This is a genomic window from Sphingomonas adhaesiva, from assembly GCF_002374855.1.
In the GTDB taxonomy this organism is placed as follows: Bacteria; Pseudomonadota; Alphaproteobacteria; order Sphingomonadales; family Sphingomonadaceae; genus Sphingomonas; species Sphingomonas adhaesiva.
This window is the reverse complement of sequence record NZ_NWVC01000001.1, coordinates 759,391-775,140: the sequence shown is the minus strand read 5'-3', so window position 1 is coordinate 775,140 and position 15,750 is coordinate 759,391. Positions and strand designations below refer to the sequence as shown.

Below are 15,750 nucleotides of genomic sequence, written 5' to 3'. Positions count from 1 at the left end.
GCCCGGTGACGATCGCGCTGGCGGCGGCGCTGGTCTGGGCCGCCCCGGGCGCGGTGCAGGTGAGGGCGCAGGTGGCCGACACCGGCGCCGGGCCGGTGCGGGGGACGGCCGAGGGGAAGCGGATCGTGTTCCGCGGCATTCCCTTCGCCGCGCCGCCGCTGGGCGCGCGCCGCTGGGCGCCGCCGGTGCCGCCGGCGCGGTGGACGGGCGTGCGCGACGCGCGGGCGCCGGCGCGCGCGTGCATTCAGCAGGATCATGGCTGGAACCGCGCCGACCATGCGTTCCGGTCGGAGGATTGCCTGACGCTGGATGTCGGGACGGCGGGGCTGGCCGGGCGGCGGCCGGTGCTGGTGTGGATCCACGGCGGGGGCAATTACGCGGGATCGCCGGGCGACATGGCGGCGGGGCCGCTGGTCGATCGCGGGATCGTGGTGGTCGGCGTGCGGTATCGGCTGGGCGCGCTGGGGTTTGCGACGCGGCGCGGGACGGCGGGCGGCAACTGGGGGGTGCAGGACCAGATCGCGGCGCTGCGCTGGGTGCGCGCGAATATCGCGCGGTTCGGCGGTGACCCCGCCCGGGTGACGATCGCGGGGGAGAGCGCGGGGGCGCAGGACGTCGGGCTGTTGCTGACTGCGCCGGCGGCGCGCGGGCTGTTCGCGCGCGCGATCCTGGGCAGCGGAACGCCGGGGTTCGGCATCCCGTGGCGGCCGCGCGGCGCGGCCGAGCGGATGGCGGCGCCAATCGCGGCGATGCGGCGGGCGAGCGCCGATGCGGTGTTCGCGGCGGGGGAGCGGCTGGCCGATCCGCTGCTGGCGGGGCAGGATTACCGCTGGCTGCGCACGACGATCGACGGCGTGGTGTTGCCTCGCGCGCCCGACCGGCTGCTTGAAGAGGCGCCCGCGCGCGACGTGATGATCGGGACCAATGCGTTCGAACTGGACCTGCCCGGCGGCGCCGCGCAGCGCGACCGGTTCATCCGGCAGAGCTATGGCGCCAACGCCGGCCGGGCGCGCGCCTATTACCGGCTCGACCAGCCGGCGCCGCCCGCCGACCCGCGGCGCGGCACCCGCGACCAGCAGATCGCGACCGATGCGACGTTCCGCTGCCCGGCACAGCGGCTGGCGCGGCTGCTGGCGGGCAAGGGCGCGCGGGTGTGGTCGTACCGCTTCGACGGATCGGACGACGGGGCCATGACGCGGCATGGCGCGGAGCTTCCCTATATCTATGGCGGCAAGCCGATCGGCGGGGTGGCGGTGATCGACTATTGGGCGAATTTCATCCGCACGGGCGACCCCAATGGCAGCGCGCTGCCGCGCTGGCCGGCGTTCGACGCGGCGGGCAGCGGGATCGAGATCGACAATCGGGGCGCGCGCGGGGGGCAGGAAGCGCCGGGCGGCATCTGTCAGTGGAGCGACACGTTATGATCGACCGGCGGGGATTGTTCGGCGCGGCGGCGCTGGCGGGCGTCGCTGCCGCGCTGCCAGCCGGCGCGGACGATGCGGGGGAGGCGCGGCTGAAGACCGACTGGCCGTGGCTGGGGCGCTATGCCGCGGACAACCGCCGGCTGATCGCGTCGGGCGCGCGCACCGGCATCGTCTTCATGGGCGATTCGATCACCCAGGGGTGGATCGACAAGCGGCCGGGGTTCTTCACCGCGGGGCGGGTCGATCGCGGGATCGGCGGGCAGACCACGCCGCAGATGCTGTGCCGGATGATGGCCGACGTCGTCGCGCTGGAACCGAAGGTCGTCCACCTGATGGCGGGGACCAACGACATCGCCGGCAATACCGGGCCGATGACGGTCGCGCAGACGCAGGACAATCTGGTCGCGATGACGCAGCTGGCGCGCGCGAACAATATCCGCGTGCTGCTGGCGTCGGTGCCGCCGGCGGCGAACTTCCCGTGGCGGCCGGGGCTGGAGACGGTCGCGCCGATCCGCGCGATCAACAACTGGCTGGCGCTGACCGCGCCCGCGCTGGGCGCGACGTTCGTCGACTATACCCCGGTACTGGCCACGGCGCAGGGCGGGATGAAGCCGGGCCTGGCCTATGACGGGGTGCACCCGACCGAAGCGGGGTACGACGCGATGGCGGGCGTGCTGGAACCGGTGCTGAAGCGGCTGGGCGTGTGACGCCGGGGCCGGTAGAGGCTGCGCGGATGACGGACGATCGGGGATGGGGGCGGCCCGCCGGGGCAGCCAGCGCGCGCGCGACGCTGCGCGCGCAGGAACGAATCGCGGCGGCGGAGGCGCGTACCGCGGAGCGGCAGGCACAGCGCGAGGCCGGGCAGCGCGAACGCGAGGCGGCGCGCGCCGCCCGCCGCGCCGAGGAGGACCAGCGCCGCGCCGCGCGGCTGGAGGAGCGTAGCGAGGAACGCGACGCGCGCCCGCGCCGCCGCGCGTCGGGCGCACTGGCGCGCACCGGCGAGGAGCGCGTGGCGCGCGACACCCGCCATTACGCGACCAACGTCGATCACGGGCGGATCATCGAACTGTCGCGCCGCGGGGCGACGGTGGCGGGACTGGCCAGCGTGTTCGGGCTGCCCGAGGACGAGATCGCGCGAATCCTGGCGGCGGCGTGATGTGTCGAATCCTGCACATCGCACGCCGTTCGTGTGTCGATCGCTGCACGCCGCGTTGCGAAGCGATCGGGTAAGAGATTGTAAAAACAAGTAAATATATGAGTGGAGCGAAGGCTTGGTCGCGGGGAATCGCGTCGGCAGACTGATGCGATCCCGCGCATTCGCACAGAAGAGGCGGCGGGCCCGACGACGAGAGGATCCTGCCCATGGCACTTCACCCAAGCCCCGTAATCGACAGCACGCCCGAGGCGCCGCGCCCCTGGTACGCCCACCTGTACGCACAGGTGCTGATCGCGATCATCGCGGGCGTGGCGATCGGTCACTTCGCGCCGCATGTCGGCGAATCGCTGAAGCCGATCGGCGACGGGTTCATCAAGCTGGTGAAGATGATCATCGCGCCGGTGATCTTCCTGACGATCGTCACCGGCATCGCCGGGATGCGCGATCTGGCCGCGGTCGGCCGCGTCGCCGCCAAGGCGTTCGCCTATTTCCTCACCTTCTCCACGCTGGCGCTGGTCGTCGGCATGGTGGTGGGCAACGTGATCCGTCCGGGCGCGGGGATGAACATCAATCCGGCGACGCTGGATACCACCAAGATCGCCGAATATGCCGAAAAGGCGCATGACACGACGCTGACCGGCTTTCTCCTCAACATCATTCCCGACACGTTCGTATCGGGGCTGAGCGAGGGCAACATCCTGCAGACGCTGTTCGTCGCGATCCTGTTCGGCATCGGCCTCGCGATGATCGGCGATCGCGGCGCACGCGTCACCCATGCGCTGGAAGACCTGTCGCTGGCGGTGTTCAAGGTCGTCGCGATCCTGATGAAGGCCGCCCCGGTCGGCGCGTTCGGCGCGATGGCGTTCACCATCGGCAAGTACGGCGTCGGCACGCTGCTGAACCTGGCGGCACTAGTCGGCACTTTCTACCTGACGTCGCTGCTGTTCGTCGTCGTCGTGCTGGGCCTGGTGGCACGCGCGTGCGGCTTCTCGATCTTCAAGCTGATCGCCTATCTGAAGACCGAGCTGCTGCTGGTGCTGGGCACGTCGTCGTCGGAAAGCGCGCTGCCGAGCCTGATCGAGAAGATGGAGCGCGCCGGCTGCCCGAAGTCGATCGTCGGGCTGGTCGTGCCGACCGGCTATTCGTTCAACCTGGACGGCACCAACATCTACATGACGCTGGCGGCGTTGTTCATCGCGCAGGCGACCGGGGTGGAGCTGTCGATCGGCCAGCAGCTGCTGTTGCTGGCGGTGGCGATGCTGTCGTCGAAGGGCGCGGCGGGCGTGACCGGCGCGGGCTTCATCACGCTGGCCGCGACGCTGTCGATCGTGCCGAGCGTGCCGGTGGCGGGCATGGCGCTGATCCTGGGCGTCGACCGGTTCATGTCGGAATGCCGCAGCCTGACCAACTTCATCGGCAATGCCGTGGCCACCGTGGTCGTCACCCGGTGGGAAGGCCGGCTGGACCAGTCGCGGTTCGACGCCGCGCTGGCCGGCCATGCGCCGCGCGTCGACCAGCTGCCGGCCGAGGCCATCCCGGCCGAGTGACCGATGCGGGCTTAAGGACCGGATTAACGTCTGTCGGCTAAAGGCGGGACGTGGGGGCGAACGGCCCGCCGGTCCCGCCGCCTCCCCCAAAAGACGATCAAGGGCATTGACCATGATGAACCGTATGGCGCGCCGCCTGGCCGGCGCCGCCCCCCTGACGCTGTGCCTGGTGGCGGGCGCGACGATGGCGGCCCCCGCCGCCGCTGCCGAGCAGACGATCCCCGCCAAGGACGGCCAGCCGAGCACCGCCGCCGCCAACCCCACCGCCAACGATTATCCCGTCGACGGCATGGGCGATGGCGTCACCAGCGGCGGGTACAACCAGTCGCGCTGGGCGGAGGACTGGACGAAGCTGCGCGACCCCAAGAAGCGCGACGATCCGATCGACCGGCTGAAGTTCATCCCGATCGCGGGCGATGGTGACACGTACCTGACCTTGTCGGGTGAGTTCCGGCTGCGCGTGAACCACGTCACCAACCCCGACCTGCGCGACCGGCGCGCGCAGCGGCAGGACATCAACCGCATCGTCGGCGCCGCCGACCTGCACATCGGCGATCACTGCGCTTCTTCGGCGAGCTGGCGCATGGCGGGCTGTCGGGCGTGGAGCTGGGCACGCGGCTGCCGCAGCTGAAGAACGCGCTGGTCGTCCAGCAATCGTTCGTCGACCTGACCGGCGATGTCGGCGGTGCGCATCTGGGCGTGCGGTACGGGCGGCAGACGTTCGCCGACGGCCCCAACCTGATGGTGGTGCCGCGCGACAACAACACGATCTTCACCGTGTTCAACGGCGCGCGCGTGTGGGCGCGGGGCACAAAGGTGCGGGCCGACGCCTTCGATTTCTATACCACGCGACTGGGCGTCAACGGGACCAGCGACGACCTGATCGATCGCGGGCGGCGGTTCAGCGGCGTGTCGGCGGGCATCGTGGTGCCGCGCGACTGGTTCGGCGGATCGAAGCTGTTCTTCGACCCGTTCGTCTGGCGGCTGCGCAACGATGCGGCGGTGTGGGGCACCCGGACGCTGCGCGAAAAGCGGATGTTCTACGGCCTGCACCTGTACGGCGATGCCGGGCCGGTGAACGTCGATTACACGATCCAGCACCAGGGCGGCGAATTCGGCAACCAGGACATTTCGGCCTGGCTGATCTTCGCGGCGCAAAGCTATCGCCTGGGCAAGGGGCGGACCGCGCCGCGCATCGGCTTCCACGCGGATTATGCCAGCGGCGGCGGTTCGTATGACGGCGGCACGCTGCGCACGTCGCTGGCGCCGTTCGGCAACAACATCTATTACAGCTACCAGCTGTATGCGACGCCGACCAACCTGATCGCGCTGGCGCCGAACGTCACCTTCAACCCGATCCCGAAGCTGCGCACGACGCTGGAATATCAGGCGTCGTGGCGCGCGACCGATACCGATGCGGTGTATCGCGCCAACGGCAGCGCGTTCGCCGGCACGCAGAACGTGCGCGGCGTCCGCAAGATCGCCGACACGCTGCGCGCGCAGGTGGTGTGGAGCTTCACGCCGCGGGTGTCGTTCACCGGGCGGTACGAGCATCTGATCGCCGGCCCGTCGCTGACGCGCGCGGGGTTCCGCAGCTCGGACTTCCTGGCGGGGTGGCTCAGCTTCCGCTTCTGAGCCGACGTGTGCGGGGGATGGCGGTCAGGCGCGGGCCGCCTGCGCCGTCCCCCGTCCGACCAGCACGGTGGCGGCCGCACCCCCCAGCATCAGCACCCCGGCCACCAGCAGCATCGCGCGCGCATCGCCGCCCAGCAGCGGCTTGTAGAACAGCGGCACCGTCAGGCTTTCGATCATCATTGGAATGACGATGAACATATTGAAGATGCCCATGTAGACGCCGTTGCGTTCGGGCGGGATCATCCCCGTCAGCATGATGTACGGATTGCCCATCATGCTGGCCCAGCCGACGCCGATGCCGATCATCGCCACGAACAGCCCCGCCTGCGTCGGGATGCCGGGGATCACCAGCATCGCCGCGCCCGATGCGGCGAGGCACGCGGCATGGACATGCTTCGCCCCGAACCGGCGCGCCAGCGGCACCAGCAACAGCGCGGCGACGAACGCGACCGCATTGTAGAAGGCGCCCAGCTGACCCACCGTCAGCACGGTATCGCGAAACGCGGTGCTGGCGGTATCGGCGGTGCCGTGCAGCGAGCGCGCCAGCGCGAAGGCGATGAACTGCCAATAGGCGAACATCGCATACCATTGGCACAGCATCGCCAGCGCCAGCTGGCGCATCGGGCGCGGCATCTCCACGATCGCGGCCTTCAGATCCGCCAGCGCGCCGCGGAAGGTGAGCGGATCGGCGGCAAGCCGCGCCTGCTCCGCCGGTTCCAGCGGCAATTCGCGCACGCGCAGCACCGACCACAGGATCGTCGACAGCGACAGCACCGCGCCGATGACGAAGGCGATGCGCGTGATGTCGGGAATGCCGTTGGCGTCGACCGCATCCTTGTCGAACCCGATCCACACCATCAGCGATGGCGCGAGGTAGGACAGCGTCTGCGCCAGCCCGGTGAACGCCGATTGCGTCAGGAAGCCGACGGCCCGCTGGTCGGGCGCCAGCCGGTCGCCGACATAGGCGCGATACGGCTCCATCGTGACGTTGTTGGCCGCGTCCAGCACCCACAACAGGCTGGCCGCCATCCATAGCGAGCGGCTGTACGGCATCGCGAACAGGCACAGGCTGCACAGCACCGCGCCGACCAGGAAATAGGGGGTGCGGCGGCCCAGCCGGGTGTTCGTCCGGTCGCTCATCGCGCCGATCAGCGGCTGGACCAGCAGGCCGGTCATCGGCCCGGCGAGCCACAGGAGCGGCAGGCTGGCCTCGTCCGCGCCGAGATAGCCGTAGATCGGCGCCATGTTCGCCTGTTGCAGCCCGAACGAGAATTGCAGGCCGAGGAAGCCGAGGTTCATCTCGACGATCCGCGCCAGCGACAGCCGCGGCCGGTTCATGCCGCCTCTCCCTCGATCCACGCCATGCCCCATGCCGGCAGATCGGCGATGGTGGCGCCGGTGAGGCGGTCGTGTCCAGCGGCATCGAGCGCGACCGGTGCTGCCGAGAAATTGAGGAACACCGTGTCGGTGCCGCACCCGATCGCGAGCAGCGCGGGGTGGGCGGTGGCGATCGCGCGCGGTGCGCCGGCGCCGCCGCTGGCGATGCGCGCGGCACGAAGGCGCGCGATATCGCCGGCGATGCGGCGTGCATCGGGGGTGGCGCGCGCGGTCCAGTCCATCGCGGGGCGGTGGAGCCAGCGCCCTTCGTGTGCGTGGTCGGCATCGGCGAGGTAGCTGCGGTCGTTGAGCAGCCCGGCCTCGTCCCCCATGTACAGCGTCGCCAGACCGCCGCTGGCGATCGACAGCGCGTTCACCAGCGCGATGCGGCGCAGCGCGGCCTCGCGCGCGTCGTCGTCCTGCGCCGCCTCCAGCCCCGCCAGCGAGGCTAGCGTGCCATTGGTGCCGTGGAGCGCGGCGCCGTCCGACTGGAACGGCTCCCCGCGCGCCCAGCTGTCGCCCTCGCCATGCAGGAAGCGCGCGGCGGCGACCAGCCGCTGGGTCGGGGCGGGGTCGATCCCGGCGAGATCGCCCAGCACCGCGCCCCAGCCGATATCGTCGTGGCAGCGCGCATAGGACAGCCAGTTGGCGCCGCGCGGCAGCCCGCCGCTGGCCGCGACGATCGCGTGCGGCAGCTGCGCCGATTGCTCCGCCAGCGCGACCCAGCCGGCGACCATCAGGGAGTTGTTGTAGACGAGGTGGCATTCCGGCTCGAACCCATCGCCTTCGTCCGCGCCGAAATAGGGGGGGACGAACGCGGTCGGCACGATCGCCTCCGCCTTCAGCAGCGTGGCCGGCGCGGCGATGTCGAGCGCGGCGCGCAGCGCGCGGACGATATAATGCGACGGTGGCAGGTTGCGGCAATCGGTGCCGTCCTGTTTCCACAGGAAGGCGGTGCTATCCAGCCGGAACGCCTCGAACCCGTGGTTGGCGAGCGTCAGCATGGTGTCCAGCATCGCCAGGAAGACGTTGGGGTTGCGCCAGTTGAGGTCCCACTGGAACGGATAGAAGGTGGTGCGCACGTGCCCGCCCATTTCCGGCACCGGCGTGAAGTTGCCGGGGGCGGTGGTGGGGAACACCTGCGGCAGTTCGGCGTCGCGGGCGGCGGCTTCATCCGCGCTGACGACCATGTAGAAGTCGCGGTAGAAGGGGTCGCCCGCTCGCGCGGCCTGCGCCCAGCGGTGGTCGTCGGCTGTATGGTTCAGCGCCAGGTCGACGCACAGGCTGATCCGCCCCGCGCGCAGCCGCGCGGCCAGCCGCTCGACATCCGCCATCGTGCCCAGCCGCGGTTCGACCGCCAGATAGTCCGCCACCGCGAAGCCGCCGTCGCTGTCGCCCGCGCGCGCCTTCAGCAGCGCGAGCAAATGCAGGTAGCGCACGCCGAGCGATTCGAGGTGATCGACATGCGCCTCCACCCCCGCCACCGTGCCGCCGAAGCGATCGACATAGGTGGAATAGCCCAGCATGTCGGGGCGCACGAACCAGTCGGGATCGGCGACGCGCGCGGTGTCGAGCGCGACGAGATCGGCGGCGCGCGCGGCGGCGGCGCGGCGCAGGATCGCGGCGGTGCGATCCCACAGCGGCTCCAGCGCGGCGGCGCCGTACAATCGCTGCAACTGGCGGCGCAGCCGCGGGGCGATCGCGGACAGGCGTGCCTCGACAAAAGGCGCGTCGTCGCGGGATGGGGGTGTGGCGATGGTCACGTGATCGTCCTCTCCGCGCGGCTTCTGCCGCAATCGTTTGCGAACTATGGCAAGACCGGCAGTCGGATGCAAATGCAATCGTGTGCAAAAAGTTGTTTGCAAACGGTTGCGGCAGGCGTAACGAGCATCGTCAGACCCGCCGACGCGGGCGAATCACGTTGGGGAGAGGATCGAAATGTCGTCGTTGTCGAAGCTGTTGGTCGGTGCCGCCGTCGCGGCTTTGTCGTCGGGCAGCGCCTGGGCGCAGACCGTCCCCACCACCCCCGGAACCGCCGCCGTCGCGGCCCCCACCGTCGCCGATGCCGCCGCGCAGGCCGATGAGGGCGCCGAGGCGCAGCAGGACATCGTCGTCACCGGTACCGCGCGGCCGGAGCGCAGCGTGCGCACCTCCATTTCGGTCAGCACCCTGGACGCCGCGCAGCTCAACCAGCTGGCGCCGCTGGGCAGCGCCGACCTGATCCGCAACGTGCCGGGCATCCGCGCCGAATCGTCGGGCGGTGAGGGCAACGCCAATATCGCGGTGCGCGGCCTTCCCGTGGCCAGCGGCGGCGCCAAGTTCGTGCAGTTCCAGGAAGACGGGCTGCCGGTCCTCGATTTCGGCGATATCGCCTTCGCCACCGCCGACCTGTTCGTGCGCCCCGACAACAATGTCGCGCGGGTCGAGACGGTGCGCGGCGGTTCGGCATCGACCTTCACCAGCAACGCCCCGGGCGCGATCATCAACTTCATCAGCAAGACCGGCGCGACCGAGGGCGGCAATATCGCGCTGACCAAGGGCATCGACTTCGATCGCACGCGCATCGACGCCGATTACGGCGCGCCGCTGGGCGACGACTGGTCGTTCCATGTCGGCGGCTTCTACCGCATCGGCACCGGCGTGAAGGACGCCGGCTATACCGCGGAGAAGGGCGGGCAGATCAAGGGCAACATCACCCGCAAGCTGGCCGACGGCTTCCTGCGGCTGACCTTCAAGGTGCTGGACGATCGCGCCCCCGCCTACGTTCCGGTGCCGGTGCGGCTGACGGGGACGGTCGACAAGCCGAACTATTCGTCCTTCCCGGGCTTCGACGCGAAGTCGGGCACCACCATGTCGCGCTACCTGCGGCAGGACGTGTCGATCGGCGCGGACGGCAACCGCATCCTGACCGACGTCGCCGACGGGTACCGCATCAAGTCGCGCGCGATCGGCGGCGAGGCGTCGTTCGGGCTGGGCGGCGGCTGGTCGCTGGACGACAAGTTCAACATCGCGAAGAATTCGGGCGGGTTCGTCACCCCCTATCCCGCCAACGTCGCGTCGGCGGCGTCGTTCGCGACCTCCATCGGCGGGGCGGGTGCCACGCTACGCTATGCCAACGGCCCAAGCGCCGGGCAGACGATCGCCAATCCGGCCGCGCTGAACGGCAACGGGCTGGCGTCGAACACGCTGCTTTTCAACGTAACGCTGGACGATTTCACCAACGCCACCAACATCCTGACGCTGAGCCGTGACTTCGACGCGGGCAGCGCGGGGACCGGTTCGGTCACGTTCGGCTATTTCAAGTCGTACCAGGCCGTGAAGATGGACTGGCACTGGAACAGCTATCTTCAGGAAGTGAAGGGCGAGAATGCCGCCCTGCTGGACGTGTATAACGCCGCCGGGCAGGCGGTGACGCAGAACGGGCTGATCGCCTATGGCGAGCCGGTGTTCGGCAATTGCTGCCAGCGCTACTACAATGTCGATTACAACATCGATGCGCCGTATATCGCGCTGTCGTGGAAGACCGGCGGGCTGAGCCTGGACGGCAGTGTCCGCTACAACAGCAGCAAGGCCGAGGGCACCTATGCCGGCAGCACCAACCGCGTCATCGACGTCAACCAGGACGGCGTGATCCAGACCCCGGAGCGCACCGTGCCGGTGGTCAATCTGGCAGCGGCCAAGCCGGTGGATTACCGCAAGAACTATTTCACCTGGTCGGTCGGCGCGAACTATGAACTGAACCCCGGGCTGGCGGCGTTCGCGCGGGTCAGCCGCGGGGCGCGCTTCAACGCCGACCGCGTGCTGTTCGGCGGCGGCGTGCGCGACGACGGCAGCATCGCCGACAACGTCGCGGTCAATTTCGTCAACCAGCAGGAACTGGGGCTGAAGTATCGCGGCGGCGCGATGTACGCCAACCTGACCGCGTTCCGCGCCACCACCGCCGAGGCCAACGAGCTGGTCATCCCGGTCCAGCAGATCATCAACAACAGGTACCGTTCCTACGGCCTGGAGGCCGAGGGCGGCGGCGACTGGGGGATGTTCCACCTGATCGCGGGGGCGACCTATACCCACGCGCGCATCACCGACAGCCAGGTCACGCCGGCGCTGAACGGCAACACCCCGTACCGCCAGGCGGCGCTGATCTTCCAGGCGACGCCGTCGATCGGCAACGACGTCTTCTCGATCGGGGCGAACGTGACGGGCACCACCTCGTCCTATGCCGCGGACGTCAACACGCTGAAGATGCCGGGCTATGTGCTGACCAGCCTGTTCGGTTCCTATGCGCTGACGCCGTCGATCAAGCTGTCGGTCAACGCGCAGAACATCTTCAACGTGCTGGCGATCACCGAAGTCGGGCAGGTGCAGGATCGCATCCCCGCCGACGGCGTCACCACCGCGCGGTCGGCGCTGGGCCGCAACATCAGCGCGACGATCGGCCTGCGCTTCTGATCCATGGCGGACCGGGTGCCCCGGCGCGGTTGCAGGCGGCCCGCTTGCAATCGTGCCGGGGCGTCGGCATTCCCCGTGATTGCCGGGAGTTAGATGGGCCGGCGGGGAACGACGGGACACGATGGGCAACGACGGCAGCGAGGACGACGCGTTCGGTGACGGCGGCGACCGCGTCCGCAACATGGCGGATCTGGCGCGGCTGACCGGCGTGCATGTCGCCACCGTCAGCCGCGCGCTGGCCGACAGCCCGCTGGTCAGCAAGGCGACCCGCGACAAGATCAAGGCGCTGGCCGCCGAACACGGTTTCCGCCCCAACGAGATGGCGCGGCGGCTGCGCGTCAAACGATCGAACATGATCGGCGTGGTCGTGCCGCTGGGGCACGAACAGCGCCAGCACCTGTCCGACCCGTTCTTCATGACCATCCTGGGGCATCTGGCCGATGGCGTGACCGCCAACGGTTACGACCTGATGCTGTCGCGCGTGGTGCCCAGCGGAGACGACTGGCTGGACGATATCGTCGATTCGGGGATGCTGGACGGGGTGCTGGTGATCGGCCAGTCGGACCAGCTGGCGGTGATCGAGCGGACCGCCGCGCGCTATCGCCAGATGGTGGTGTGGGGTCATCACCGCGCGGGGCAGCGGCATTGCGCGGTCGGGGTCGACAATTACCTGGGCGGGCGGCTGGCGGGCGAACGGCTGATCGAGCGCGGATGCCGGCGGATCGCGTTCATGGGCGAGATTCGCACGCTGGAACTGACCGAGCGACATGCGGGGGTGCGCGACATGTGCGCCGAGCGCGGGGTCGACGCGCCGTTGCAGCTCGACACGCATCTGGCATCGGACGTGATGTATGAGGAGATCGCCGCGCATTGGGATGCGGTGGGCGGGCAAATCGACGGCATCGCCGCGGCGTCCGACGTGATCGCGATGCAGGCGGTGCGCGTGCTGGCGGATCGCGGCGTGCGCGTCCCCGACGATATCGCGATCGTCGGGTTCGACGACCTGCCGCTGGCCGAACAGATGGTGCCGCGGCTGACGACGGTGCGGCAGGACATCGCCAGGGGCGCCCGCGCGATGACCGATGCGCTGCTGGCGCGGATCGCCGGGCATGACGCACCGTCGGTGGTGATGGCGCCGCAACTGGTGGTGCGCGCGTCCGCCTGAACCGGTGTGGTCAGGCGTGGTTCAGCGCGGCGGGGCCATCATCCCCCGGCGAGCGAACGGAGGCAGGCGATGACGCGGTGGATGGCGGTGTTGGCGGCGGTGGCGGTCCTTCCGGGTGTGGCGGTGGCGCGCCCCGCCGATCCGCGCGGCCAGCAGGAATATGACGCGCTGCTGCGCGACAATGTCGCCGGGCCGGTGACCGAGTGCGTGATGCCGACGAGCATTTCGGGGACGCGGGTGATCGCGGGCAAGGGCATCGTCTATCGCATCGGGGCGCGCAGCTATCTGAACGTGCCCAGCGTCGGTGCCGACCGGCTGGACGACAACGACATCCTGGTCACCGATATCCGCGGCGGGCAATTGTGCCGCGGCGACGCGGTGCGGCTGGTCGACCGCAATTCCGGCATCCCGTCGGGGTTCGTCCGGCTCGACCGGTTCGTGCGGCTGGACCGCGTGCGCTGAACGTTACAGCCGCGGCAGCGTGACGCCGCGCTGGCCCATATATTTGCCCGCGCGGTCGGCGTAGCTGACCTCGCACGGTTCGTTCCCTTGCAGGAACAGGAACTGGCACGCCCCCTCGTTGGCGTAGATGCGCGCGGGCAGGGGCGTGGTGTTCGAGAATTCCAGCGTCACATGCCCCTCCCATCCCGGTTCCAGCGGGGTGACGTTCACGATGATGCCGCAGCGCGCATAGGTGGACTTGCCCAGACAGATCACCAGCACGTCGCGCGGTACGCGGAAATATTCGACCGTCCGCGCCAGCGCGAAGCTGTTGGGCGGGATGATGCACACGTCGGTCTTGCGATCGACGAAGCTGTTGGCGGCGAAATCCTTCGGGTCGACGATCGCATTGTCGACATTGGTGAAGATCTTGAATTCGTCGGCGACGCGCGCGTCATAGCCATAGGAGGACAGGCCGTAGCTGATGCAGCCGTCGCGGCGCTGATTTTCCACGAACGGTTCGATCATGCCGTCGGCGAGCGCGCGTTCGCGGATCCAGCGGTCGGACAGGATGGACATGGCGCGCGTTGATCCCCGGTTGCGCGGCCGCTTTCGCCCGTCGCGCCGGGGGGTGCAAGAGGAAGATCGCACGCGCTACACCGCCGGTACGATGATCCAGGTTCTGTACAAGGTGCGCCGGCGGGCGCTGGCGCTGCTGCGCTGGCGGACGCGCGGGGTGAAGGTGGCGGCGTTCGACGCGGGCGGGCGCGTGCTGCTGGTGCGGCACGGCTATGGCCGGTCGGACCTGTGGATGCTGCCGGGCGGTGGGCTGCACCGCAGGGAGCGCGCGGAGGCCGGGGCGGTGCGTGAACTGGCGGAGGAAACCGGGTGCGGGCTGGCCGGTGCGGCGGTGCTCGCGCGGTTCGAGGCGCGCGCGGAGGGACGGCGCGATACGGTGTGGCTGGTGCGTGGGCGAACCGACGATGCGCCGCAGCCCGATGGGCGCGAGGTGATCGAGGCGCGCTTCTTTTCACCTGACACCCCGCCGCCGGAGGCGTCGCCCGCGACGCGGCGGCGGCTGGCGGAGCTGGCGGCGGGGCGCGTCGCCGGAGGGGCGTGGTGAGCGGGGCGTTCGAGGCATATTGGGACCGCGCGATGGGCGGCGATCATGCCGGTGTCGCGGTCGACCCGCAGGCGCGGCGCGCAATGCTGCTGACGGAAACGAGCGGGCGGACGCGCGCGGTGATGCCGCCGGCGATCGCGGCGGCGATCGGGTGGAGCGACGGGGCGGGGTCGATCGCCGAATGGCGCAGGCGGCTGGCGGCGGCGGGAATGGCGCTCAACGATCCCGATGCGCTGTTCCGCTGGGGCGGCGGGGAGGCGACCGACCCGCGGGCGCGCCGGCTGGACGCGGAGGATGCGGCTGCCTTCGCCCGCTTCTACGCCGCCGCGTCGGAGCAGGACCGCGACGACGCCTGGGTCGAATGGGATCATGACGCGGTGTTCGGCGCGGTGGTCGACGGGGAGCTGCTGTGCGCGGCGAGCCTGTATCGCTGGGCGGGGACGCCGATCGCCGATCTGGGCGTGCTGACGCTGCCGCAGGCGCGCGGCAGGGGGCTGGCGCGCGCGGTGGTGCGGGCGATCGCGGTCCATGCCCGCGCGCAGGGGTGGGAGCCGCAATATCGCTGCCAGACCGACAATGCGGCGTCGCTGGCGCTGGCGCGGTCGAGCGGGTTCGTGCGGTTCGGCACCTGGGAAGTCGCGGTCGACGACTGATCCGCGCGCCCGCCTGTCCCGATGCGGGACAGGCGAGGCAAGCATCCTAACGCTATCTTCACCTCTCCTGCCCATATCCGCGGCAGGTGGCACTGCGTCCGGTGGGCATGGTGTGCGCGAAGGAGATCGTGATGCGTTTCGCCGGTGGTTTCAGGACCATGCTGACCCTGTCGACGGCAGCGATGCTGCTGGCGTCGTGCGCGGGTGCGGGGGGACGCCCCGAACTGCCGCCCGCCAGCTTCGTCGCGGCGAAGGAGCAGCCGGGCGAGGAATATGTGATCGGCCCGCTCGATTCGCTCAACATCTTCGTGTGGCGCAACCCGGAACTGTCGGCCAAGGTGCAGGTGCGCCCCGACGGCCGCATCACCACCCCGTTGGTCGCGGACATGCCCGCGGTGGGCAAGACCCCGTCGATGCTGGCCGCCGACATGAAGCTGGCGCTGGGCGAATATGTCCAGAACCCGATCGTGTCGGTGATCGTCGACAGCTTTTCGGGGACGTACAGCCAGCAGGTGCGCATCGTCGGCGCGACGCAGAAGCCCGCCAGCCTGCCGTACCGCGCCAACATGACGCTGCTGGACGCGATGATCGCGGTCGGCGGGCTGGGCGAATATGCCGCGGGCAACAAGGCGCGGCTGATCCGCTATGACCGCGCGACCGGCAAGCAGCGCGAATTCGCGCTGAAGATCAGCCGGCTGCTGAAGGACGGCGACGCCAGCGCCAACGTGAAGCTGGAACCGGGCGATGTCATCATCATCCCCGAGAGCATGTTCTAAAGGC

Annotated in this window: 13 protein-coding genes and 1 pseudogene; 11 read left to right on the top strand and 3 right to left on the bottom strand. The window is 69.8% G+C overall.

Annotated features, from left to right (window positions below):
* Positions 1-5 precede the first annotated feature (5 nt).
* The 5 genes and pseudogenes from COA07_RS03730 (at position 6) to COA07_RS03710 (ending at position 5,762) form a co-directional block, all read left to right on the top strand.
* Positions 6-1,424: a carboxylesterase/lipase family protein gene (locus tag COA07_RS03730; RefSeq protein WP_096640445.1), complete on the top strand. Its 1,419-nt coding sequence runs from the start codon at positions 6-8 to the stop codon at positions 1,422-1,424.
* Entirely contained in the window at positions 1,421-2,131 is a 711-nt protein-coding gene (locus tag COA07_RS03725) for a GDSL-type esterase/lipase family protein (RefSeq protein WP_066713977.1), read from the top strand. The genes COA07_RS03730 and COA07_RS03725 overlap by 4 nt, the downstream gene beginning before the upstream one ends.
* Positions 2,132-2,157: 26 nt before the next feature.
* A complete protein-coding gene (locus COA07_RS03720) occupies positions 2,158-2,580 on the top strand; it encodes a hypothetical protein (protein ID WP_096640443.1) in 423 nt (140 codons plus the stop codon).
* A gap of 206 nt (positions 2,581-2,786) precedes the next feature.
* On the top strand, positions 2,787-4,127 hold the full coding sequence (locus tag COA07_RS03715; protein ID WP_066712598.1) for a dicarboxylate/amino acid:cation symporter: 1,341 nt from the start codon (positions 2,787-2,789) through the stop codon (positions 4,125-4,127).
* 124 nt (positions 4,128-4,251) lie between these two features.
* Positions 4,252-5,762, top strand: a pseudogene (locus tag COA07_RS03710) (alginate export family protein).
* Between the two features lie 24 nt (positions 5,763-5,786).
* On the opposite strand, the gene COA07_RS03705 reads toward COA07_RS03710, so the two are convergent.
* The gene (locus COA07_RS03705; RefSeq protein ID WP_096640441.1) at positions 5,787-7,100 is read right to left on the bottom strand and encodes an MFS transporter; all 1,314 of its coding nucleotides are present in this window, start codon (positions 7,098-7,100) and stop codon (positions 5,787-5,789) included.
* Positions 7,097-8,902 carry an alpha-amylase family glycosyl hydrolase gene (locus COA07_RS03700; RefSeq protein WP_141396469.1) on the bottom strand — a complete coding sequence of 602 codons (1,806 nt, stop codon included), beginning with the start codon at positions 8,900-8,902 and terminating at the stop codon, positions 7,097-7,099. The genes COA07_RS03705 and COA07_RS03700 overlap by 4 nt, the downstream gene beginning before the upstream one ends.
* A 175-nt stretch (positions 8,903-9,077) precedes the next feature.
* On the opposite strand from COA07_RS03700, the gene COA07_RS03695 reads away from it, so the two are divergent.
* From COA07_RS03695 to COA07_RS03685, 3 genes are all read left to right on the top strand, one after another.
* The gene (locus tag COA07_RS03695; protein ID WP_066709394.1) at positions 9,078-11,588 is read left to right on the top strand and encodes a TonB-dependent siderophore receptor; all 2,511 of its coding nucleotides are present in this window, start codon (positions 9,078-9,080) and stop codon (positions 11,586-11,588) included.
* 121 nt (positions 11,589-11,709) lie between these two features.
* Positions 11,710-12,753: a LacI family DNA-binding transcriptional regulator gene (locus COA07_RS03690; RefSeq protein ID WP_066709396.1), complete on the top strand. Its 1,044-nt coding sequence runs from the start codon at positions 11,710-11,712 to the stop codon at positions 12,751-12,753.
* 69 nt (positions 12,754-12,822) lie between these two features.
* A complete protein-coding gene (locus COA07_RS03685; protein ID WP_066709399.1) occupies positions 12,823-13,215 on the top strand; it encodes a hypothetical protein in 393 nt (130 codons plus the stop codon).
* Positions 13,216-13,218: 3 nt separating this feature from the next.
* Here COA07_RS03685 and dcd read toward each other — a convergent pair whose 3' ends face one another.
* The gene (gene dcd / locus COA07_RS03680; protein ID WP_066709402.1) at positions 13,219-13,773 is read right to left on the bottom strand and encodes a dCTP deaminase; all 555 of its coding nucleotides are present in this window, start codon (positions 13,771-13,773) and stop codon (positions 13,219-13,221) included.
* Positions 13,774-13,864: 91 nt separating this feature from the next.
* Between dcd and COA07_RS03675 the strand changes: the two genes are divergently transcribed.
* From COA07_RS03675 to COA07_RS03665, 3 genes are all read left to right on the top strand, one after another.
* Positions 13,865-14,317, top strand: a complete 453-nt coding sequence (locus COA07_RS03675) for an NUDIX domain-containing protein (RefSeq protein WP_066709427.1) — start codon at positions 13,865-13,867, stop codon at positions 14,315-14,317.
* Positions 14,314-14,970, top strand: a complete 657-nt coding sequence (locus COA07_RS03670) for a GNAT family N-acetyltransferase (RefSeq protein WP_141396468.1) — start codon at positions 14,314-14,316, stop codon at positions 14,968-14,970. The genes COA07_RS03675 and COA07_RS03670 overlap by 4 nt, the downstream gene beginning before the upstream one ends.
* A 131-nt stretch (positions 14,971-15,101) precedes the next feature.
* A complete protein-coding gene (locus tag COA07_RS03665) occupies positions 15,102-15,746 on the top strand; it encodes an XrtA/PEP-CTERM system exopolysaccharide export protein (RefSeq protein WP_066709436.1) in 645 nt (214 codons plus the stop codon).
* Positions 15,747-15,750: the final 4 nt, after the last annotated feature.